The 21527-nt window shown below is 59.0% G+C and carries 19 protein-coding genes; 10 read left to right on the forward strand and 9 right to left on the reverse strand.

What is annotated here, in order from left to right:
* Positions 1 to 99: 99 nt before the first annotated feature.
* The 9 genes from EKN07_RS00095 to EKN07_RS00135 all read left to right on the forward strand — a co-directional run bounded on the left by EKN07_RS00095 (position 100) and on the right by EKN07_RS00135 (position 7465).
* The gene (locus EKN07_RS00095; protein WP_126145357.1) at positions 100 to 477 is read left to right on the forward strand and encodes a hypothetical protein; all 378 of its coding nucleotides are present in this window, start codon (positions 100 to 102) and stop codon (positions 475 to 477) included.
* Entirely contained in the window at positions 437 to 1549 is a 1113-nt protein-coding gene (locus EKN07_RS13080) for an alpha/beta hydrolase (protein ID WP_108715281.1), read from the forward strand. The genes EKN07_RS00095 and EKN07_RS13080 overlap by 41 nt, the downstream gene beginning before the upstream one ends.
* Positions 1550 to 1584: 35 nt before the next feature.
* Positions 1585 to 2079 carry an alpha/beta hydrolase gene (locus EKN07_RS00105; RefSeq protein ID WP_126145358.1) on the forward strand — a complete coding sequence of 165 codons (495 nt, stop codon included), beginning with the start codon at positions 1585 to 1587 and terminating at the stop codon, positions 2077 to 2079.
* A gap of 325 nt (positions 2080 to 2404) precedes the next feature.
* Positions 2405 to 2674, forward strand: a complete 270-nt coding sequence (locus tag EKN07_RS00110) for a hypothetical protein (protein WP_108715283.1) — start codon at positions 2405 to 2407, stop codon at positions 2672 to 2674.
* Entirely contained in the window at positions 2671 to 4287 is a 1617-nt protein-coding gene (locus tag EKN07_RS00115) for an alpha/beta hydrolase (protein WP_126145359.1), read from the forward strand. The genes EKN07_RS00110 and EKN07_RS00115 overlap by 4 nt, the downstream gene beginning before the upstream one ends.
* A 4-nt stretch (positions 4288 to 4291) precedes the next feature.
* Positions 4292 to 4750, forward strand: a complete 459-nt coding sequence (locus EKN07_RS00120; RefSeq protein WP_108715285.1) for an LppA family lipoprotein — start codon at positions 4292 to 4294, stop codon at positions 4748 to 4750.
* A gap of 349 nt (positions 4751 to 5099) precedes the next feature.
* Positions 5100 to 5558 carry a hypothetical protein gene (locus EKN07_RS00125; RefSeq protein ID WP_108715286.1) on the forward strand — a complete coding sequence of 153 codons (459 nt, stop codon included), beginning with the start codon at positions 5100 to 5102 and terminating at the stop codon, positions 5556 to 5558.
* Positions 5559 to 5568: 10 nt separating this feature from the next.
* Positions 5569 to 6099 (forward strand): hypothetical protein, encoded by a 531-nt coding sequence (locus tag EKN07_RS00130; RefSeq protein WP_108715287.1) that lies wholly within the window; start codon positions 5569 to 5571, stop codon positions 6097 to 6099.
* Between the two features lie 256 nt (positions 6100 to 6355).
* A complete protein-coding gene (locus EKN07_RS00135; RefSeq protein ID WP_126145360.1) occupies positions 6356 to 7465 on the forward strand; it encodes a GuaB3 family IMP dehydrogenase-related protein in 1110 nt (369 codons plus the stop codon).
* An 87-nt stretch (positions 7466 to 7552) separates the two neighbouring features.
* Here EKN07_RS00135 and EKN07_RS00140 read toward each other — a convergent pair whose 3' ends face one another.
* From EKN07_RS00140 to EKN07_RS00150, 3 genes are all read right to left on the reverse strand, one after another.
* A complete protein-coding gene (locus EKN07_RS00140; RefSeq protein WP_108715288.1) occupies positions 7553 to 7984 on the reverse strand; it encodes a GNAT family N-acetyltransferase in 432 nt (143 codons plus the stop codon).
* A 413-nt stretch (positions 7985 to 8397) separates the two neighbouring features.
* Positions 8398 to 10671, reverse strand: coding sequence for an NAD(+) synthase (locus tag EKN07_RS00145; RefSeq protein ID WP_126145361.1), 2274 nt, complete (start codon positions 10669 to 10671; stop codon positions 8398 to 8400).
* A gap of 139 nt (positions 10672 to 10810) precedes the next feature.
* Positions 10811 to 11452 carry a TetR family transcriptional regulator gene (locus tag EKN07_RS00150; protein WP_164546556.1) on the reverse strand — a complete coding sequence of 214 codons (642 nt, stop codon included), beginning with the start codon at positions 11450 to 11452 and terminating at the stop codon, positions 10811 to 10813.
* Between the two features lie 406 nt (positions 11453 to 11858).
* Here EKN07_RS00150 and EKN07_RS00155 point away from each other — a divergent pair, with 406 nt between their 5' ends.
* Positions 11859 to 16346 carry an acyl-CoA dehydratase activase-related protein gene (locus EKN07_RS00155; protein ID WP_126145363.1) on the forward strand — a complete coding sequence of 1496 codons (4488 nt, stop codon included), beginning with the start codon at positions 11859 to 11861 and terminating at the stop codon, positions 16344 to 16346.
* A 1057-nt stretch (positions 16347 to 17403) separates the two neighbouring features.
* Here EKN07_RS00155 and EKN07_RS00160 read toward each other — a convergent pair.
* The 6 genes from EKN07_RS00160 to EKN07_RS00185 form a co-directional block, all read right to left on the reverse strand.
* The gene (locus EKN07_RS00160; RefSeq protein ID WP_126145364.1) at positions 17404 to 17958 is read right to left on the reverse strand and encodes a hypothetical protein; all 555 of its coding nucleotides are present in this window, start codon (positions 17956 to 17958) and stop codon (positions 17404 to 17406) included.
* On the reverse strand, positions 17958 to 18386 hold the full coding sequence (locus EKN07_RS00165) for a hypothetical protein (RefSeq protein WP_126145365.1): 429 nt from the start codon (positions 18384 to 18386) through the stop codon (positions 17958 to 17960). The genes EKN07_RS00160 and EKN07_RS00165 overlap by 1 nt, the downstream gene beginning before the upstream one ends.
* Positions 18387 to 18394: 8 nt before the next feature.
* A complete protein-coding gene (locus tag EKN07_RS00170) occupies positions 18395 to 19789 on the reverse strand; it encodes a hypothetical protein (protein ID WP_126145366.1) in 1395 nt (464 codons plus the stop codon).
* Complete coding sequence (locus EKN07_RS00175; protein ID WP_126145367.1) at positions 19786 to 20109, reverse strand: hypothetical protein; 324 nt, start codon at positions 20107 to 20109, stop codon at positions 19786 to 19788. Before EKN07_RS00175 ends, EKN07_RS00170 begins: the two co-directional genes overlap by 4 nt.
* A 439-nt stretch (positions 20110 to 20548) precedes the next feature.
* Positions 20549 to 20815, reverse strand: coding sequence for a hypothetical protein (locus EKN07_RS00180; RefSeq protein ID WP_126145368.1), 267 nt, complete (start codon positions 20813 to 20815; stop codon positions 20549 to 20551).
* The gene (locus EKN07_RS00185; RefSeq protein WP_164546557.1) at positions 20808 to 21527 is read right to left on the reverse strand and encodes a hypothetical protein; all 720 of its coding nucleotides are present in this window, start codon (positions 21525 to 21527) and stop codon (positions 20808 to 20810) included. Before EKN07_RS00185 ends, EKN07_RS00180 begins: the two co-directional genes overlap by 8 nt.

A 21527-nucleotide genomic window follows, 5' to 3' on the forward strand; every position in this document is an offset into this window, starting at 1 on the left:
GGGCGCCTCCGACAGATAGCTGGGTGGGAAGAGACGGCCGGGCGTAGGTATCGGGTTGATTAGGCCTTGTACTTGTGGACGGCAACTCGTATCGTGGGAGTGACAGTACTCACTCAGCCACGGGAGTTGCAGGTGTCCGAAGTATACGTAGAGGTGGCCAGCCTGGAAGCGGCCGCCCGTAGCGCAGAATCAGCAAGCGATGAAGCAGATGGAATCAGGGTGACCGCAGAAACGAACAGTGTTGAAGAAGCGATGGAAGGATCTGTTGCTGCATCGACAGTTGAGTCCGCGACGGAGGCAGTGGACGCCCTGGGTACCCGACTTCGAAATGTACTGAGCGAGTTCTCATCCGCCCTGACTGTGGCGAAGGAGGGCTATTCCCTGACTACAGGACCAACCTCGATTTCTCAGCGATTGACAGGGAGGCAGGCCGCTGATGGTGACATGGGCACAGATCGCGAAGTGGAAGGCGTCTAGCCTTGACGGTTTCTTGGACATGCTGATCTCTGCGCGGAAGCGTGGCATGGCAGTCGGAGACTACATCTCGCAGACCGATGTGTCTACAGGTTGGCGAGGAGCCGGAGCTGAAGCGGCTCAGGATCGCCTGAACCAGATTGAAGCCTCATGCGAGTACCTTCTCGCCAATATCGGTGATCTCATTATGGCGACTTCTACAGCTCAGGACGGCGTCGGCGAAGTTGAACTGGCTCTCAACGAGGCACTGTCCTGGGCCGGCTATTGGAATTTCTCCATCAGCGAGAGTGGCGAGGTCATTGATCCTCACCCGTACGATGTCGGAATACATGCCAACCCAGAGGCGAGGGAACTTGCCGACGAACACAATGCCGCACTGGAAAACACGCGTATGGCGGTTGACGCCGCAATGTCAAAGACAGATGAGGTCGACCGAACCTATCAGCAGGCCCTGGCTAAGATTGCCAGTGGTGAGGTCAGTGAAGTTGAGGCACTTGACGATACGCCTGGCGTACCGGATGCGCCACCTGAAAACGCCTCGACGGAGCAGGTCGCTGCATGGTGGAATTCCCTTACTGAGGCGGAGCGCAACGCGATGTTCGACAAATACTATCGTCGGCTCGGAAACCTCGATGGGATTGACGCGGCAACTCGTGACAAAGCGAATCGGCGGGCATTTGAGGAAGACTATCGGGTGATCGAAGAAGAGTTGGAGGAGCTTGACAAGCGATTCGCTACATTTCCCGACCGTCGCGCGACTGGCCTCAACGAGGAACCTATGGCGCCGGGAGACTCGGAGAAGATGCAAAGGTGGAGTGACCTCCATCACCGGAAGACGGACATCGAGGCCATTCGAAATGCACTCGATGGTGCGAACGGAGATACGCAACTACTTCTCTACGAGTCGCGAACTGATGAACCAGGGCATACGATGACTCATGCGGCAATCGCCGTCGGCGATGTCGACACAGCCGACAACGTCACGACTTATGTTCCGGGAATGACGACGACTGTTGCAAAAGACATTGAGTCGATGGTGGGCGATATGGAACGGCTGAAGCAACATTCGGAATAAGTGGCGGGCAATGGCGAGAGCGTCGCAGGGGTTGCATGGATCGGCTACGATGCGCCCCCGCTGTTGCATCAGCTGCGCTTCCTGAACGGGCAGAGGCTGGCGGTGCGGCCTTAGCGCCGTTTTTGGAGGGGATCGAGGATTCCCGGCATGCGGGGTTGGATGATGTCCACCAATCGCTGCTCGGTCATTTGTACGGTTCGACGACGTCGAGTTATGGCCTGACTGAGGTTCGACCTGGTGTAGTTGATGACTACGCTGCGTTTGGATCACCCGGAACACAGCCGGGCTATGACCTCAACGTTCCTGACGGACACAACTTCGTGTTGAAAAACAGAGAAGACCCGGTGACATATGTTGGCGATACGCTCATGATTCATGGGGATGACCCTGCCGACGATAACAGCTTCACCGAACTTGACGCCAACAAGGACCTCCATCTGAATCCATTTGGGGCACATTCGACATATTTTGAGGAGGATTCCGTGGCACTTGACAGTCTGTCCAGAGTTGTAGCAGGAAAGGCTGGGTAGGGCAGGTAACTGGAACTCGGGAGCAGATGGTGACCTCGCTCTGTGTGTGAGCATTCGGAAGTGCCAAATTCCCAGTTGCATTGGGCGTTGAAGCACAGGTGCCGACGCGGTGATCAATTGGCACCGGCAATCGGCGCGGCTGGATGCGTAGTGTAATCCGGTCACCGCGGAGCAACCCCGCACGCCCTGCATGTTCGGTTCGCATGCAACCGGCCCTTGAACGCAGTATTCCGCTCAGGGTATGCTTGGTCACGTCGTGCTCACTTGTAGCGAAAGGGCAGCGGTGTCAGAACTACGCGTTGAAGAAGGCAGCCTCGATAGCGCCATGACCAATACCCAGGAGGCGAGCGACTACGCCGGGAACGTTCAGGTCTCTGATGGTATGGGAACCGTATCAAGCGGCATGAGTGGCGCCTCGGCAGCGGTCGCAGCAAGCTCGGCGGGTCAGGCGGTTGACGATCTAGCGAAGAAGCTGGCGAGCGGACTGACGGAGTTTCATTCGGCGCTCGACAGTGCCAAACAGTCGTATTCCAGCACGGATGAGACGACGAGCATTGATTTTTCGGCGTTTGATACAGCGATGGGGGAGTCATGAGTGCTCTAAGTGGTGTCGGCGCGCTAGTAGGTGGGGCCGTTGGAGCCGCCTTCAGCCTCACCTGGGAGAACATCAAGGACTGGAAGAGTTCTGGTCTTGACACGGCAGTTGATGACCTGATTGCGGCCCGCAAGGACGCCAAAGGTGCGGGAGACTATATCCTTGCTATCGACGTGTCGACGGGCTGGTCGGGTGTGGGCGCTGAGGCCGCTCAAGAACGACGCAGTGAGCTCGAATCCGCCTGCGAAGTGTTGCTGGCCAATATCGGCGATCTGCTGGCGGCGACGACCGCTGCGCAAAACGGTGTGGGAGATGTTGAGCTGCTGGTTAATGAGGCGATCTCGAGGGTGGAGTATTGGGGTTTCAATATCTCTTCTTCGGGAGAAGTCACCGATCCTGATCCAATCGACGCGGCTCCCTCTAGCCCGATAATGCAGCAGGAGAAACTTGAGCGTGAAGAAGCTCTTGGCACTGCTCGGGAATCGGTCGCTGCTGCACTTACACGAGCGCAGGAAGTTAACTCTGACTACGTCGAGGCTCTGAACAAGGTGGCCAACGGCGAAGTCAGTGAGGTGGAAGACCTTGGCGACACTCCGGGTGTCGCTGATACGCCGCCGGTGGCCGCATCAACGGAAGAGGTTGCCGCATGGTGGAACTCGCTGACTGAGGAAGAACAGCGCTCGATGGTTAAACACAATTATCGTGGGCTTGGAAATCTCGACGGTATACCGGCTTGGGCTCGTCATGAGGCAAATCTGAAGAAGCTCGACGACGAAGAAAGAGCAGTTAATGCCTTGCTGCCAACCGCTCAAGGTGAGCATAAGAGGGCGCTCGAGCAGCAAAAGGCCGAGATTGATGCGATTCGGACTGCCCTTGCTAACCTTGCTAAAGCTGGAGAAGAAGGGCAACTCCTTCTTTACGAAGAAGCGTGGGGTGAGCCGGGTAGTGAACGTGCGCACGTCGCTATCTCTGTAGGCGATGTGGACACTGCCGACCACATTACAACCGTTGTACCGGGCATGACGACGACGGTTGAGAGTATGCCCGGTAAAGTTGAAGAGATGCAACGGCTTAAGCAGCATTCGGAGCAGGCTGCTGGTAATGGAGAGACCACTGCGGCGATTATGTGGTTGGGGTACGACGCGCCGCAAAGCCCTCCAGCTGACTGGTCGGTCGCGGGTACCGATAATGCCAAACGAGGCGGCGACTCGCTGGCATCGTTTGAAGAGGGAATCTCTGATTCGCGGCGGTTAGGCGCCGGTGATGCGCATATGTCGGTGCTCGGTCATTCGTATGGTTCGACGACATCGAGTTACGGCGTGGCGCAGGTACGGCCCGGTGTCGTTGACGACTACGCCGTATACGGTTCTCCGGGTACGCTGCCGGGCTATGACATGAATGTTCCGGAAGGACACAAGTATGTGTTGCGAAACTCCAACGATGTGATAGGCATGTTCAGCGGAGCCCTCGGCAACGAGCCACTGGACGACCCCAGTTTTACGGAGCTCGACGCGAATGATAATTTCTCGAAGCGCGAGCACTCTACCTATCTTGATGAGGGCTCTACTGCTCTGAACAGTCTGTCAAAGGTCGTAGCAGGAACGGCGGGTTAGGCATATGAGCATTTTTGATGAGGATGGCGCAAAGCCTCTTAAAGAGCGAGTCGATATTGAGACGTCGCAGAGCCAACTGAACCGGGCGCTGAAGGATGCGCGCCTGCGCATTGATGCGGTTTTCGGCCCGTTCGAGTGGACCTGGTTGGACGAGGAACCTCGCCGTGGTGCCGGGAGCATCGAAAGGAATGCGGGTGTCACCGAAACCGGCACCGCGATCAATAGTCGGCAGGGGATGGTCATTGCGTCCCCGCTTACGGACAACGACTTCTTCGACGCACTGGACATCGTCAAGGAGGAGGTTGCTCCGTACGGCTTCACCTATCTGATTAATCAGTCGGATGCCCAGCTGTTCGATTTCTTCCTGTATAACAGGGAAGATGGCGGCCATATCAGTGTTGTCATGAACCGTGAGAACCGCGGCTTTTCCATCGCGTACAGCACCGGCCACCGGCCGGTGTGATTGCGTGTTCTTTCGGGTCCGAAGTAGTGACACCTGAGAGCTGCGATGGCCTCGCGCCGTCGTGGACCGGCACACTACCGGCATGTCTCTTTGAGCGTGTAGCGTGTGTTTCTGCCACAGGCATGTTGAATCACGCGGAAAGCGGCACCGCACAGTCGGGTCTCCGTCCGGATGTCATAGAGTGGCGGCGCCTTCGTCTGAAGGACTGGCATGTTGCTCTGGTCAGCAACAGTATGAGCGTCTCACGTGTTTTTGGGCGGCGACTACATGGATGGCCTCGCTTTGTGCCTCCATGCGCGTTGCGGTAGTGTAACTTCAAACTCCTCACCAACCACCCAAAGGAGATGAAGTGAGCCGGTACTACATGAATCCGGAAGGAGTCACGAAAGCGGCGGGTCGTGCGCATAACGCAGCTGAAAACCTAGCAGAGGTGAAGGTTTTTCTCGGTCTGAATGAGATGCGTAACGCCATGCCTGGAGCGCCTGCGGCTAGTGCTGCGACTTCCGCGGGTGGTGCTGTTGATTCCTCCCTGCAGGGGTTGGCTATCGCGGTTGACGAATTCGCGGCGGCCCTCGAGCGCACACGTGATAGGTTCCTCGCTGCAGACAAGCGCGCTGCCGAACGCATGGCCGCCGTGACTCCGGGTTCTGTCTTGCGGCCTCGGCGTGGCCGTGAGAGGACTTCTGGAACGGGTGACGCCCACTCGGATGGGTGGGATATTGACAGGAATCCGCGTAACGTGCACCCCGCGCCGTCGGATTCTGAGGAGTTCCGTCGTCATTCAAAGCCAGGCGATTCGGAGGATTGAGGAGTTTTCAATGGTAACGTGGAGCGACATTCGGAGGTGGAACAGTGCTGCCTTTCAGCCGGTCCTGGAAGCCCTGGCCGAAGATCGAAAGCGGGTGCGGCGGGCTCACTGGGAGTTGGAATGCAGCGACACTTCCCGAGACTGGCAGGGAAAGACAGCTGACTTGGCGGCAGTCAGGCGTGTTCAGCTTCAAGAGCGTTGTCAGGTGCTCGTAGACGCAATCGATGATCTTATCGCGGCCACATCTAAAGCGCAGAGCGGAACGTATGCCGTGGAACTGGCGGTCATTGAGGCGTGTTCCATAGCAGATCAATACGGTTTCAAGATTCTGGGGTCAGGTCAGGTTACGGACGCCTCCGATGGCCGGGCGCAACCAACGGAGGACCCGGAGGATTTTCCAAAACATCTAGCCGAACTAACAGCCCGGCTGAACGCTCTTGAGAGGACGCAAAAGGTCGTGGAACTCGCGCTTCAGAAAGCGGAGAGAGTGGACAGAATGTATAGCGAGGCTCTTGGGAACGCCGCGCAGGGAAGCATTTGAGGCGGATTTGAGGAGAGATTCAAGGAAAACACTTCCTGTCATGGGCGGCGCGTCTTTGATCAAAATGGGGGTGGGGCTGAGTCGTAGTCCCGACCTTCACGATGCTTCGGATACGCTTGCAGTCGCACATAACATAAAGTCCTCCTCGCACCCTTCCTTGCGCATTGGATGCGCACACCGAACAATTCGCGTATCCACATGCCTGATGGGCCTATGCTGCTGTAACCGGCTAACCGGCAAGGGGTAGGCTGGTCATGTGAGCGAAGTTGAGATTGGACGAGCGAAGCGCGCCCGACGCGCTTACACCCTGGACGATATCGCCGTTGTCCCTTCACGGCGCACTCGCGACGTGCAGGAAGTGACCACCTCCTGGCAGTTGGACGCCTACCATCTGGAGATCCCGGTACTGTCTGCGCCCATGGATTCGGTAACCTCACCGGAAACCGCTATCGAAATCGGACGCCTGGGCGGCGTCGGTGTGCTCGATCTGGAAGGCCTGTGGACCCGTTACGAAGATCCGCGCCCGCTATTCGAAGAAATAGCCGATCTCGATCAGCGCAGTTCCATCGCGCGCCTGCAGGAGATTTATGCGGAGCCGGTCAAAGAGGAACTCATCACTGAGCGGTTGAACGAGATCCGCGATGCCGGGGTGACCGTGGCGGGAGCGCTATCCCCAGGCCGCACCCAGGAGCTGTGGCGGACCGTCGTCGACGCCGGCGTGGATATCTTCGTTATCCGCGGCACCACGGTCTCTGCCGAACACGTTTCCGCCAACCGGGAGCCCCTGAATCTCAAGCGCTTCATCTACGAGTTGGATGTGCCCGTCCTGGTGGGTGGTGCGGTGACCTACACCGGCGCCCTTCACCTCATGCGCACCGGGGCCGCTGGCGTACTTGCTGGATACGGCGGCGGTGCGGCCTCCGCGAATCGCCGCACCGTTGGTATAGCGGCACCGATGGCGACAACGATCGCCGATATTGCCGCCGCTCGGCGGGACTATTTGGACGAGTCTGGCGGGCGCTATGTGCACGTGGTGGCCGACGGTTCAGTGGGGACCGCCGGGGATGTAGTGAAGGCCATTGCCTGCGGTGCGGATGGCGTTATGCTGGGCACCGCACTTGCGCGTGCGGATGAGGCACCCGGCCGCGGCTGGCACTGGGGGCAGGAAGCACACCATTCACGCCTGCCACGCGGTGACCGGGTACAAGTCGGCACCGCCGGCCCCCTGGAACAGATCCTCTTCGGCCCGTCGCACACCGCCGACGGCACCACGAATCTCATGGGCGCACTCCGGCACGCCATGGCGGCCAACGGATATTCCGATGTGAAGGAGTTTCAGCGCGCTGAAGTTGTCGTTGGCGGCTGAGTAATGTTGGATGGTGGAAGAGCCGGACAACGTGCACTCGGCCCTTCGACGGCTAGGTACTACCACGACCTGAGTTAGACGCGAGCGCTACCCCTGGTACCGGTAGATATTGGTCTCGCGCTCCACGAAACCGCAGCGGCGGTAGAGGCGGTTGGCGGCTTCTCGCGAGGGGCGCGATGTCAGATCCACCGACTTCGCTCCGACCTCTTGTGCAAGCGAAACTGCGGCCTCCACCAGCTGTTGCCCCGCTCCCTGACCGCGGGCGTCCTCGTGTACGACGACGTCCTCGATCCAGGCGCGACGCCCGGTGGGGATATCAAATGTGGCGAGAGTCAGCATGCCGAGAATCTCCGGCGCATCCTCCGAGCGGAACACAAGCAGATATACGCCTTTCTGCGCCACCATGCTCCGCACATACTCCTCGGAAAGGGGTGGAGTGGAACGAGAGAGCTGGGGGACCAGTCTATTCATAGCTGCAGCGAGTTCCGGGGTTGATTCGGTGACGACTTCGACGGACATGAGTCTCCTTTCCTCTGACGGCTCAAGAGTACCGTTTGGCGGCGAGTGCGGTGGGCGCAAACGACCGACTGCAGCAACTCTGTGAGCAGCTTTGCAACCATCCCACTTTATGTGCACCCACTCGCGCGTCCCAGCCGAGTGGGCGAGTTCGTCACGGGCGGCAATGCTGCGTTGTGTACCCCTACCCGCGTGGTGTACGTCGAGAAGCCGACGCCACCCCTGCCCGACGTGTATGTGCCCCACCCGCGCGCTGTGTACCGGTGGGTGTTGCCTGAGTTGCGACTCAGGGTGGCATGTACCCCTACCCGCGCGGCATGTACAGGCAGGTACATGCGCAAGCGTTGCTACATCGTCGCCAAAGATGTGGAACAGGCCGTCCGTTGCAACGCGCGGGTATGAGCTGCAAACTGCCGCTACCCGCGCGGCACTCGCTCCAGATCGGCCAGCCAGATCGCGTCGGAAGCATCGCTGGGCATGCGCCAGTCGCCGCGCGGCGAAAGCGTTCCCCCGGCACTGACCTTCGGGCCGTTAGGCAGCGTGGAACGTTTGAACTGCTGCGAGAAGAAACGCCGATAGAAGAGCTCCATCCAGTGCCGGATGTCCCCGATTTCATAGGCGTGCCTATCTTCCACAGCAATCCCACTCGGCCAGTTGCCGGCCTCTGCATCCCTCCAGGCATGCCACTGATAGAAGGCGATCTTGGATGGCCGCAGGCCGCAGCGCAGCAGATAGTACAGAGTGAAGTCTTGCAGTTCGTACGGGCCGATCTTTGCTTGGGTGGACTGGATTTCCTCGCCGGGGCGCGCCGGCACGAGCTCCGGGGAGATTTCGGTATCAAGAATCGACTGCAGCGTGTCACTGACGGCGTGGTCGAACTGTTTGGAGGAGATGGCCCAGCGGATCAGATGTTGCATCAGTGTCTTCGGTACGCCGGCGTTGACGTTGTAGTGGCTCATATGGTCGCCGACGCCGAAGGTGCACCAGCCCAGCGCCAACTCCGAAAGGTCACCCGTGCCCAGCACGATGGCGTTATTCGCTCCCGCCAAACGGAAGAGCATGTCGGTTCGCAGCCCTGCCTGCACGTTCTCGAAGGTGACATCATAGACCTCCTCGCCGCGTCCGAAGGGATGCCCGATGTCGCTGAGCATTTGCCGCGCACTGGGGCGAATATCAATCTCCTGGAAGGAGACGCCGAGGCTCTCGCCCAACCGGTAGGCATTGGACTTGGTGTGATCCGAGGTGGCAAAGCCGGGCAGTGTGTAGGCAAGGATGTCGGTGCGTGGACGGCCCAGTTGGTCCATGGCCCGCGCTGCCACAATCAGCGCCTGCGTGGAATCCAGACCGCCGGATACTCCAATCACGATCTTCGGCTGGCCAATGGCGCGTAGGCGCTGGCATAGTGCCGAAACCTGGATGTTGTAGGCCTCGTAGCAATCCTGATTGAGGGTGGCGGCGTCGTTGGGCACGAAGGGGAAACGGTCAATAGGCCGCAGCAGGCCGACGTCGTCATGCGTGGGTGCCAGCTGGAAGTTGATGGTGCGGAAAACCGAGTTCCGCTTGCCGCTGGCGGAGTCCTCGCGGTGGACCGCCTCGGTGCGCGAAATGCCGAAGGTTGCGCGATTGTCATCGAAACTGGATTGACGGATACGCTCCTGCAGCAGGGCGTCGAGATCAATATCGGCGAGGGTGGCATGGGCGCCGTCGGCAAAATGCGGACCGGCAGCCAGCTTTGTTCCCATCTCGAAGATGGCCGTCTGCCCGTCCCAGGTCAGATCGGTGGTTGACTCGCCCTGGCCATTTCCCGCGTAAATGTAGGCGGCCTTGTAGCGGGCGGCGGAGGAGCCGATCATGAGCTCGCGGTCATGGGCGCGCCCGATGGTGATAGGTGAGCCGGAGAGGTTGGCGATGATTGTCGCTCCGGCGAGTGAAGCCCGCGCCGCCGGCGGGATCGGGACCCACATGTCTTCACAGATCTCCACGTGGAAAACGAAACCGTCCACATCCGTGGCGCTGAACAGCAGGTCCGGGCCGAAGGGAACAGACTCGCGTGGGTAACCGTAACTCAGAGCGTCGGGAACCGGCGCGGGGCGGAATAGAGGCGCGGAAGCACTCGCAGCGCCGGAATCCGAAACGTTCGCAGCGTCGGAATCCGGAACACTCGCTGGGCTGGAACCCGGCACAGCGTATGCGGCCAGTAACGCATCCACGCCGTCAGCCGCGCTGATATTGACCCCGGGTAGGGTGATGTAGTTCCCGGCAGTCTGCGCGCCGCTTGCGAAATGGCGCTTCTCATAGAACTCGCGGTAGTTCGGTAGATAAGACTTGGGGACGACGCCGAGTACGTGACCGCGATGCAGCACGACGGCGCAGTTGTACAGGCGGTTTTCGTGCAGGATCGGCGCGCCGACAACGATGACGGGGGAGAGGCTCTCCGATTCGGTTCGCAGCTGTTCGATGGCCTGCAATGTGGCGTTGATGAGGGTGTCTTGAAGGAAGAGATCATCCGCGGAGTATCCGGTGAGCCCAAGTTCCGGGAAAACGGCCAGCGCCACGCCTTGGCCCTCCAAACCGCGGATAAGCTCGGCGGTGCGGCGGGCATTCTCGCAAGGATCAGCAAGTGCGACAGGCAGGGTGCAGGCGGCCACGCGCGCCATTCCCTGGGAATAGATGGAGTAGAAGTTGCCCATGAGCTAAGTGTGCCAGAGGACTCCGACACGGTAGTAATGAGGAACGCCGTGGCAGTTGCAGTGGAAGGCGGGCCGTGGCAGCTCGATGCCGCCTGGTTACGGCCCCCGATGCCATCCGGTTACGTCCCCTGATGAGGCCTCAGCGAATCGCGGGCTGCAGCAGATGTTGCACCAAGGGGCCGTACAGTTTGACCACATCGTCAATATTCAGTGATGTGATGGGCTGGAGGCGCAGGATGTAGCGGGCGGAGAGCATTCCAAAGATCACGCTGGTCGCGGCGGCCACGCGCCTTTTGGTATGTGGTCCGCTCAGGCGTCGCGCAACCGGCGTGATAATCGCTTCGTCAATCCATGCGCGGAAGGTGGTCATAGTTTCGTCGGATGCCAGCACCGAACCGATGAGCAGGCGGGCGGAGTTTTCGGCGGATGCTTCCTCCCACAGTAAGAGGACCGCGCGCACAACGCGTGCGCCAGCACCTTCCAGATTATCGCCCAGCGATTCGAGTACCGTGGTGGTCGGGTCACGCGGCAGCGACATTGCCTCGCGGAAGAGTCCGGTTTTTCCGCCGAAATAGTAGGAAATGAGCCCAGGGTCGACGTCGGCTTCGCGCGCGATGTCGCGCAGAGTCACGGCGGAGAACTCGCGGGTGGCAAACTGGACTTTCGCCACTTCGAGCAGGCGTTCGCGTATCTCGCCGCGTGCTGCGCGGGGGCCGCGGGTTGTGCCGTTTTCCATCTCCTGTTTCGCCCCTGTTCTTACGTCACCGAGCTGCGGACTCATGTCGATTCTGCAGGCGCTGTTTTGCCGCGTCCAGAGTATGGCACCGTGTGAATTCTGCAAGTGCCCCATCTCGTGCCGCGGCGTGGGCGGTGGTTGCAACCGCCGCCTTAGCCTTCGCGTTAACAATACTCCCTCGTACCGCTTCCATGGCCTTGGCCTCTCCTTCGTAGCCTTCCGTGCCCTCCCAACGACCGCGTCCGAGTCATCGGCCGATATTCCTAGGCCGTTTGTCCCAATATTTCAACGTTGTAGAGATGTCTTTGGTAGGCGAAGGGCGGTTTTTCCTAGCAGAGTGCGGGTCTGCCAGCGGATGGATTTGAAGTTTCTACGGGGAAGAAATTTGATGCCCGAAGCCGTACTCTCAAGATATCGGGCAGCTTACCCTGCGCGCCGCTCCACGGAGAGGATGAGGATGAATACGAGCATTGCTTACCGCTTGGGAATTGATGTCGGTTCGACAACGGTCAAGGCGGTTATGCTCGACGACGGCGACAAGCCGGTGTTCCAAGACTATCGCCGCCATAACGCCGACGTGCGAGCCGAACTCGCCAAGCTACTTGCCGATATCTCCTTCGAGTTCCCCGGCGCACGGGTCCGCGCCTCCATCACAGGCTCGGGCGGGCTCTCGGTGGCCAATGCGCTGTCTGTTTCTTTCGTACAGGAGGTTATTGCCGAAACAGAGGCAACGCGGCGCAATCATCCGGAAGTAGACGTGATCATTGAGCTCGGCGGAGAGGATGCCAAGCTCACCTACCTGCACCCCACCCCGGAACAGCGGATGAACGGTACCTGTGCGGGTGGAACCGGGGCGTTTATCGATCAGATGGCGACCCTGCTGAAAACCGATGCATCCGGGCTGAACACGTTGGCCGCCGGCTACCAGCAGCTTTATCCGATCGCTTCGCGGTGCGGCGTGTTCGCCAAATCAGACGTGCAGCCATTGATCAACCAGGGAGCGGCCCACGAAGACCTCGCTGCCTCCATCTTCCAGGCGGTTGCAACGCAAACGGTGGCCGGTTTGGCCTGCGGGCGCCCGATTCGTGGCAATGTCATGTTCCTGGGCGGCCCGCTGCACTTCCTGCCCGAACTACGTAACGCCTACGACCGCATCCTTGACAAGGTGGATACGTACATCACCCCGGATAACGCGCAGTTGTATGTGGCGCTAGGCGCCGCGCTACTAGCGGAGAAGGCAGATATTGCCATCCTTGCCGACCTCGTCGCCAAACTAGAGGCGACCAAGCATCTGGGGGCGGAATCCCACCGTATGCGTCCGCTGTTCGCGGATGAACAGGAGCGCGCCGAGTTTAACGAACGGCATGCGCAAGAGGCGATTTCCTTCAAGGACACCGATAAGGCCGCCGGTGACTGTTTCCTCGGCATTGACGCCGGTTCCACCACGATTAAAGCCGTGCTCATCGACGGCGACGACGACATCGTCTTCACTCACTACGCCTCGAATGAGGGCGACCCGGTGGCGGCAGCCATTGATATCGTCAAGCACATTCACGCAGAGCTCCCGCCCACGGCGCGGATTGTCCGCTCCTGCTCAACCGGGTATGGGGAAGGGCTGGTGAAAACTGCGCTCGGTGTGGACGAGGGCGAAATCGAGACCATGGCGCATTACCGCGCCGCCGAACATATTCGCCCCGGTGTTACCTCGGTGATCGATATCGGCGGGCAGGATATGAAGTACCTGCGCATCCGCTCCGGCGTCGTCGATTCCATCTCTGTGAACGAGGCCTGTTCCTCCGGCTGTGGGTCATTCCTGCAGACTTTCGCGGAGACCATGGGCATTGATGTGCGCAGTTTCGCCGCTGCCGCCGTGCAGGCGCAGAGCCCGGTCGACCTCGGCACACGCTGCACGGTGTTCATGAACTCCTCCGTCAAGCAGGCACAAAAGGAGGGCGCCGACGTCGGTGATATTTCCGCCGGATTGTCCTACTCGGTGGTTCGTAACGCCTTGTACAAGGTCATTAAGCTGAAGGACCCGGAGGACCTGGGGGAGTCCGTTGTGGTGCAGGGCGGTACCTTCTTAAACGACGCCGTGCTGCGCGCCTTCGAACTGCTCACCGGGCGCCATGTGGTCCGGCCGAATATCGCCGGGCTGATGGGTGCCTACGGGGCGGCACTCACCGCCAAAATGCACTATGATCCTGCCACCGCCGATCCGGAGAAGCCGTGCGGACTGCTCTCACCGGAAGAGCTGGAGGGACTGACGGTGACGACGGAGCGGAAGACCTGCCGTCTGTGCCAGAACCACTGCCAGATGACGATTTCCACCTTCTCCACCGGGGAGCGGCATGTGTCCGGCAACCGGTGCGAACGCGGCGCGTCGCTGGAGCGCGTTCCAAAGAAGTCGCCGATTCCGAATATGTTCGACTGGAAGTACAAGCGGGTCTTCGGTTACCGGCGTCTCACGGAGGACAAGGCGACCCGTGGTGATATCGGTATTCCGCGTGTACTCAACATGTACGAGGACTATCCCTTCTGGTTCACCGTGCTTACGCAGTTGAAGTTCCGGGTGTTGATTTCCGGGCGTTCCAACCATGACCTTTTCGAGGAGGGCATGGAATCGATCCCGTCGGAGAACGTGTGCTATCCGGCCAAGCTTGTGCACGGGCATATCGAGTCGCTGCTGAAGAAGGGTGTGCAGACCATCTTCTACCCGTGCGTCTCCTATGAGCAGGAAACCGCCAACGGCCAGGACAACACCTTCAACTGTCCGATTGTTGCCACCTATCCCGAGGTTATTCGCAACAACATGGAGTCGCTGGCAGGGCCGGATATCCGTTTCATTTCACCCTTCCTATCGTTGCGGAACCGGGAGGTGCTGCCGCGGCGCATCGCCGAGGTCTTCGCCGAGTGGGGTGTCACTGAGGAAGAGGCGGCCGCGGCGTGCGAGAAGGGCTGGGAGGAGCTGGATGCCTTCCATGCCGAGGTCCGGGCGAAGGGGCAGGAGGCGCTGCAGTACATCCGTGAGCACAATATGCGCGGTATTGTGTTGGCCGGGCGTCCGTACCATCTGGACCCGGAGATCAACCATGGCATTCCGGAAGTCATTATCGGCCTGGGCATGGCGGTGTTGACCGAGGATGCGATGGTGGAGGGCACACTGGAACGTCCGTTGCGTGTGCGTGACCAGTGGGCGTATCACTCGCGCCTGTACGAGGCTGCTGCCACGGTGGGCGACGACGTCGACCTGGAGTTGGTGCAGTTGACGTCCTTCGGATGCGGGCTGGACGCTATCACTGCCGACCAGGTCATCGAGATCCTGGAGGGACGCGGCGATGTGTACACCGGGCTGAAGATCGACGAGGTCTCCAACCTGGGTGCCGCGCGTATCCGCCTGCGGTCGCTGGCTGCGGCGGTGGAGGAGCGGCATGACCGCGCCGAGTCCATGACCGTGGACACCGCAGGTTCCGGCGACGACGTACCGCTGGGGAAGCGCGGCGAGGCCGAGTATGCAACGGCCGGGCATATCCACCAGCGTGTGGCCTTCACGAAGAAGATGCGCGAGGACGGGTACACGGTGCTGTGCCCGCAAATGTCACCCATTCACTTCCGCCTGATTGCGGAGACGCTGCGGGCGGGCGGTTACAACGTGAAACTGCTGGAGAAGGCCTCACGCGACGATATCGAGGTGGGCCTGAAGTACGTCAACAATGACGCCTGCTACCCGGCTATTGTGGTGATCGGCCAGTTGATCAGTGCGATTCTGCGCGGCGAGGTTGATCCCGACCGGACTGCGGTTGCCATCACCCAGACAGGTGGCATGTGCCGTGCTACGAACTACGCGGGACTGTTGCGTAAGGGCTTGCGCGACGCCGGCTATGAGCAGATCCCGGTAATAGCGATTTCCGCGCAGGGTATTGAGGAGAACCCCGGCTTCAGCATGACGCCGACGTTGATCCACAATGCCGTCAAGGCCATTACCTTGGGTGACGTGTTGCAGAAGGTTCTGTTGCGTACCCGGCCATACCAGATCGAGGGCAACGCGACGGCGCTGTACGAGAAGTGGGATGCGGTGTGCCGCGAGTACTTCGCCGAGGGAGGCTATTCCCGCACTTTGGGCAGGCGGATTGGCTTCCATGCGCTGATTAAGAGCATTGTGCGGGAGTTCGACGTTCTGCCGCTGCAGGATATTCCGCGCAAGCCGCGCGTGGGTATGGTGGGGGAGATCCTCGTGCAGTTCCATCCGGATGCCAACAACCATGCGGTTGAGGTGATTGAGCGGGAGGGATGCGAGGCGGAACTGCCCTCGCTGGCCCAGTTCTTCCACAACTCGCTCGTGACGGCGGACTGGAAATACCAGGTGCTTGGTGAAGGATCGAACCGCGGCCGCTACGGGAAGAAACTGGCGCTGTGGGCTATGCAGCAGTATGAGAAGCCGGCGCGGCGGGCCCTGGCGCTGTCGGAGCGTTTCGAGGCCGGCGCGACGATCCAGCAACTGGCCACCAAGGCACAGGAGATTGTGCAGCTGGGCAACCAAGCCGGCGAGGGATGGTATTTGACGGCGGACATGATGGACATGATCGAGTCCGGTTGCCCGAATATTATCTGTGCCCAGCCTTTCGCCTGCCTGCCGAACCATGTGGTGGGCAAGGGCATGTTCCGGGCGCTGCGCACCAAGTACCCGCAGGCCAATATTGTGGCTATCGACTACGATCCCGGTGCGTCCGAGGTGAACCAGCTCAACCGCATTAAGTTGATGATCTCGACGGCGTTCCTGCAGCACGAGGCCGGGCTGGAAGATGCGGATGCGGAGTTCGACCCAACGGAGAACGCGGGCGGTGGGTGCGGTTCGTGCCCGATTAGCGGACTTGCCGGGGAGTCAGTTCCGAACCGTGCCTCTGGAAAGGTGCTGCTGGGCATGCCCATGATGCGGAGGTAGGAAGATGCACATCACCCTGAACAGAGTTGTGTCCGCTTATGCAGTGCGAAACCTGCTGGCTGCAATTGAGCTACGAGTCTAGGTGCTCTATAGGAAGACACGCATCTCATTGCTGATTGCAGTTCCCTGGGAGGTCATCGACGCCATTCGGCTGGTGTTGAGTCTGCGATACTCAAGCGTCCGGGGTATTGTTCCTAACCGTTTTGTTCCTAACCGTTTTTGAGGGGATAGGAATATGCTGCGGAATGCACTTTCGGAGGATTTCGCGAGCATGCGGTCAGAGGTGTTGTCTGATCGGTGCTCGGAGGACTCCTCGCGTTTACGTGGCAGGCCAGTTGGCCAGAGTCGCGGTGAGGCTGGGCTACGAGCATAGGGGTCGCTTCGGGCGTTGGTGGGAAGACTGGTTGGTTGAGGCGGGGAGGAGGCCCTGTCTGAAGTGTGAGGAAGGCGAGGAGATCACGCGGGTTCACCTGTGAGAACGCTGAGGAAGGACGGGTCTGCGAGATCTTGATGGCCGGATCTGCTTCTTCGCAGTGGAACCAGACCAATGCGGACAGTGATGATCCTCTTGTATTGACACGTACAGTGACCTATTTCGGGGCCTGCGTCCAGCTGCTGAACACTTCCGGGCGGGTGTCACCACAAGCTCGGGGTTACAGGGCCACCGCACACCCGCGACTGCACCCTGAACTGTGGGAGACCGAGTTGATGTACTCCTGCTTCTGGCACTCGTGTGCTGAGGCCGAGTCGGCAGGCGAAGAAAACTGGTTCCGCTAGTGCGGAACCACCCGCCTGCTTGAATCAGCAGGCTACCGCAGCCCACAGGAAATCATCCATGACTGCAATCAACACCAAGCTATGCAGCTGGATCCGCATGAGATGCGAAACAACACCAGAATGCTTCAATGAACGAATGTGTCCTCACTCGGCTGGACAGGCGAGCGAGGACACACATGGTCGACACACTTGCATGGGAAGCAATGGGCTTGAAGGAGCGCCCTCCTTCGCGTCGCTCGTGACGCACAAGACTTCACAGTGAGCGTGGAAGTTTGCTCAGTCACCAATCAGCAATGTCTAGCTCTTCGCGTACCTCCCTTAGTGCATCTACGAAATCACTCTCCGCGTCGGTCCAGGCAAGACGCAAAGTAATTGCCTCCTTTGCAAGCTCTAAAACCAAATCGCCGCGCTCAGGTTGTGCGCCGATGAATTCAGTCATCTTCTCATCATGACAGATCACATCATTCGGGATCCCTGCCGCCGCTGCCTTTTCAAAGACTTCTGCTGCCTTCACGCGTTGCGCAAGTATGGCCTTACCGAGGCTGGCATGGGCCTTGCTTGTTGCCACAACTAGGGGTATCAGATCTACGGGAACCGAGACACTCAAGTCTGCCAACGCCGTCGCTGCGGCAGCAAGGCCATCGGGATCTCCGGGTACTAACTCTTCAACGGTCATTGGTGTCCGTGGCACCGAACCCGTAGGCGCAAATCCCGGCGACTCTGTCGTAGGGATTCCAACTCGTTGTAGGAGCCGCACGGCAATGACACGGGAGAGTTCGCGGACATCCGGACGGCCCGCGTCGGCACAAAGAACTCGAGCATTGGTGGTGGTCATCAGCGTCCTCTAACTTTCTGTATATCGATCGGAAGAGTGTCCCAGTCCCAGTCTTTGGCCCACTGACCACTGGTCTCTTTGACGACACGGGAGGTTCCAATATCGCTTGATAGCAACCAAAGTGTGTCGTTGTCCTCTTGCCAAATGACTGCCACCGGATGAGCACTCATCAAGTAACGTTCGCTGTCCTGCCAGACAATATCGCCGTCAGTGTTGACAATCACAGGGTAGACGTATCGCTTCCCATCAACCTGTTCGGATGAGAACTTCGCGCTGAACTCACCCGAGGGTGATCGCAGCGTGCTACCTTCAGCCAGAATCTTGGGATCGGTGCCCGAGCTGTTCGTTCGCAGAATCGCCAGAACAACACTGAAGCTAATGATGCCCACCGCTGCCACTACTAGGCAAACTCTAATTGCTGTGTTCATCTTCGTCCTCATTCGTAGGGCCACCCCTCCGCACTAATCACGTTCCCGTCGGCATCAACGACAACGGTGCTCGTATCGTCCCAACCAATGTGAATCTCATAAGGGTCCGCGCGTCCGAAGGTCAGTATCTCTGCTACTCTGTTCTTGACGCGGTCGGTTCTGTAATCCCCATTGGGGTCAATTATGTCGTTCCATTGATAGGTTGAATCAATGGTGACTTCGTAATTTCCGTCTGGTAATGGCCTCACCGATGTTGTACCGCTATGCTTAAAGCCCCCGGCATCGGCGTTCGTGCCGTGCAGATACTGATAGCCGACAATTCCCTCGCCATTGTCAATCTCTACCGCGCTCGTTGTATCAAAAGAACCAGACTTCTGTCCAGACCTCTGGTACTCCTCAACGGCTGCAACGGCCTGGGAATCGTTGTAAGACTCCATTTGTTCGGAAAGACTTTGTACGTCTCCGGAAAGGCTTTCGTGGTTCTCCATGTACTCGGTCCAATTTGGATCATTGTCAATGTTCCAGTCACCGCCGCCGCTCAGATAACGACCAAGGATTGCTCTGCCGGCCCAGTCGTTCGAGAAGTCTCCCTTGCCAGCACTCCGTCGTCGGGTTGTCTTGTCATTTTCGACTCGACGACCATTTCTGCCGTCTGGGTTACGACTGTCGCCGGTGTCGTCGGGAGGAGTTGGTGCAGGCAATGGTGAAGGATTAGGAGTTGAATCGGATGCTGATGTCAGTGAGTTCATTGCGGCCGCCAAGTTTGCGTTGGATGTCGCACCTCTCTGAAACTCCGCTGAAGCGAGTTCGATTTGCCTCTCAATAGCGGCGACGCTACTGTTTACCCACTCGGACACCTGAGCCACGGCAGCAGAGCTGGGAGACATCGCTCCGACTCCGCTTTCGGGCATGAGTTCGTTACCCATGTTGCTGAACATGGCTAGACCGTCGGTGATCGTGTTATCGATTGAAGTGCTTATGGACTTGGCGATATCGAGCTGACTCTCCAAGGCGTTTACCATAGCTTTAGCTGCCTGAGTTTCAGCGTCGAGGACACTAAGAATACCCTCGACTCTCGACTGAAATGCATCAGTCGTAAGCGAGTTCTCGGAGCTCATGCTCGATTTGGCCCTGTCAACGGTATTCCATTGCTCCTGTGTACTTCGCATCGTGGAGAGCCACGCTTCGACTTCAGAATTCACCGCACCTTCGTTGAGGACGAACTCTTCCCGGAGGTCAAATAAAGGCTGCATCAGAGTGCGAACCCACGACAATTCAGAAGGAAGTGCGCTGGAAGGAACATCGCCGAGTGACAAGGAACCGGAACTGCGCGCTCTCATACCACTGCTTGTTTTGGAAGCCGCATTGACGATTCTGTCGGCTGAAGTTTGTAGGTCGGTCACTGAATTCCTCCTAGCATTGTGCGCAACTCCGAGAAGGCGGTCGAGATACGCTGCTCGTTCGCCAAGAAGTCGCTAGCGCTGCTGCTGAGCGCCTCGGCGGTCTGTGTGAGGATTTCCGCCAACGTGGTGTTTCCGCTTCGGAAGCTGCTTACAAGCTCTTGGTAGCTTTGTGTGATGAGTGGCGATAAACGTCTACCGAATGGCTCACCTGCCATCGCTGGGCCAATCGTGCTGCCGAGTCTTGAAACAAGGGAAGAACTCTCTTTCAGTTCGTCACTCGGACCTGTCCACATGTCTGGCGAGATGTCGATATCTAGCATTGTGGAGTACCTCTACTGTCGGTATTTTGCTGTTTTTATGGAGCAATGCTGGCTCGCGCTTTTATGCTATCAGGGCCGTTGTCTGATGTCGACTCGATGGCGTTTGTCTCGGATGCTAGGGAGATGAGACATGGAGTCCCAAACAGGGCTTCCCGCGAGAACTGCGGGTCCTGGTTGAAGTGTTGTGTGGAGTGTCGGCACAGGTCAGTGTTGAGATCACGAGGCAGCATTCCACAGTGTCCAAGGACGGAAAAAGCTGGGTCATTTGAGTGAGCGCAGTGGCGGGCAAGGGGCTATAAGACTCCGGGTCCTGTCTGAATCGATTGCGAGACCTTGATTTGCCGCCAGCTCCCGTCCCGCTACAGCGGCAAGGCTCTGTTCGCAGTGTAAGAGCGAACTCATCACGCGGAATCGCCGGGAGTGCTCTTTTGTCAGTACTCTAACGGTCGCTCGGTTTGCCGAGGAGGATTGGCTCGGCTCGAGGAGCATCACGTTCGAATTCCGGTGGTGGAACTCTGCCGCTGGTGTGCCAGCAGTACAACTCGCCCTGCTTGGTGGTGGCGCAGCCGGAGTTGGAGGAGAGGACCATGCTGGTCAACTCACTGTCTATCTGGGTTGAGGGTGCAGCTGTTGATGCTGGATCCCCGGCTTGGCAGAGTGCACGTCCCTGTTTGATTGAGCAGGCATCGAGTCCGCTGTTATCCATCGGTCCGCTCCACGTCAACCCACGTTCCCGGGTCGGTGACAGACTGATCGCTGATACCGTCGCCAAGCCAGCCGTAGTTGCGAGCTCCTCGGCAGTGGACAGCGCCGTCACTGTCTATAAAACAGAAGTAGTCGCCGCCCAACTTGACGTCGCGGTACCTGCTGCCTTCTAAAACACGTGTGGGTTCTTTGAGAGTTCGACCGCGATCGTCGCCGAGCGTCTTGTATCCATTCGTGCCCCAGCAGCGCAGACCATCCTCGAGTGCCGCACACGATGTGCCGGGGCCGACGTAGACCGCGTTGGCAGGTCCGTGGAGACCGATCTTGACGGGGACACGGTGCCTTCGATTTTCGGAAGGGGAGACTTGGTTGAAGTGATTGTCACCCCAACAATAGACGGAGCCTTCAGCGCCAAGCGCGCACGTGTGATCCCAACTCGAATCAAGGTCGACGATAGTAACCGGTAGGTCTACCGCTTGAGGTGTGGTAGCCGAACTGCCTTCGTAGCCTGTCCCGAGGTATTCAGAGGCACCCCAACAGTAAACTTCTCCGCCATCGGTCAGCGCACAGGTGTAGGCGCCGCCGCCGGTGACCTTAGTGAAGAAAGCGTCAACGCGTGTGTCTTTTTCCCACGGACGCCACAGCAACACGGCGACGAGCGCGATGATCGGAAGAGCCACAAACAGCGCACGCCGAATGCGGAAAGATGTCAT

The organism is Actinobaculum sp. 352 (genome assembly GCF_003957265.1).
In the GTDB taxonomy this organism is placed as follows: domain Bacteria; phylum Actinomycetota; class Actinomycetes; order Actinomycetales; family Actinomycetaceae; genus Asp313.

What these genes read in the sequence shown, in the direction of transcription:
- EKN07_RS13080 (WP_108715281.1), top strand. Translation starts at nt 437, where the DNA reads ATGGTGACATGGGCACAGATCGCGAAGTGGAAGGCGTCTAGCCTTGAC.
- EKN07_RS00105 (WP_126145358.1), top strand. Translation starts at nt 1,585, where the DNA reads ATGGATCGGCTACGATGCGCCCCCGCTGTTGCATCAGCTGCGCTTCCT.
- EKN07_RS00110 (WP_108715283.1), top strand. Translation starts at nt 2,405, where the DNA reads ATGACCAATACCCAGGAGGCGAGCGACTACGCCGGGAACGTTCAGGTC.
- EKN07_RS00115 (WP_126145359.1), top strand. Translation starts at nt 2,671, where the DNA reads ATGAGTGCTCTAAGTGGTGTCGGCGCGCTAGTAGGTGGGGCCGTTGGA.
- EKN07_RS00120 (WP_108715285.1), top strand. Translation starts at nt 4,292, where the DNA reads ATGAGCATTTTTGATGAGGATGGCGCAAAGCCTCTTAAAGAGCGAGTC.
- EKN07_RS00130 (WP_108715287.1), top strand. Translation starts at nt 5,569, where the DNA reads ATGGTAACGTGGAGCGACATTCGGAGGTGGAACAGTGCTGCCTTTCAG.
- EKN07_RS00140 (WP_108715288.1), bottom strand. Translation starts at nt 7,984, where the DNA reads ATGTCCGTCGAAGTCGTCACCGAATCAACCCCGGAACTCGCTGCAGCT.
- EKN07_RS00145 (WP_126145361.1), bottom strand. Translation starts at nt 10,671, where the DNA reads ATGGGCAACTTCTACTCCATCTATTCCCAGGGAATGGCGCGCGTGGCC.
- EKN07_RS00150 (WP_164546556.1), bottom strand. Translation starts at nt 11,452, where the DNA reads ATGAGTCCGCAGCTCGGTGACGTAAGAACAGGGGCGAAACAGGAGATG.
- EKN07_RS00155 (WP_126145363.1), top strand. Translation starts at nt 11,859, where the DNA reads ATGAGGATGAATACGAGCATTGCTTACCGCTTGGGAATTGATGTCGGT.
- EKN07_RS00160 (WP_126145364.1), bottom strand. Translation starts at nt 17,958, where the DNA reads ATGACCACCACCAATGCTCGAGTTCTTTGTGCCGACGCGGGCCGTCCG.
- EKN07_RS00165 (WP_126145365.1), bottom strand. Translation starts at nt 18,386, where the DNA reads ATGAACACAGCAATTAGAGTTTGCCTAGTAGTGGCAGCGGTGGGCATC.
- EKN07_RS00175 (WP_126145367.1), bottom strand. Translation starts at nt 20,109, where the DNA reads ATGCTAGATATCGACATCTCGCCAGACATGTGGACAGGTCCGAGTGAC.
- EKN07_RS00180 (WP_126145368.1), bottom strand. Translation starts at nt 20,815, where the DNA reads ATGGATAACAGCGGACTCGATGCCTGCTCAATCAAACAGGGACGTGCA.
- EKN07_RS00185 (WP_164546557.1), bottom strand. Translation starts at nt 21,527, where the DNA reads ATGACATCTTTCCGCATTCGGCGTGCGCTGTTTGTGGCTCTTCCGATC.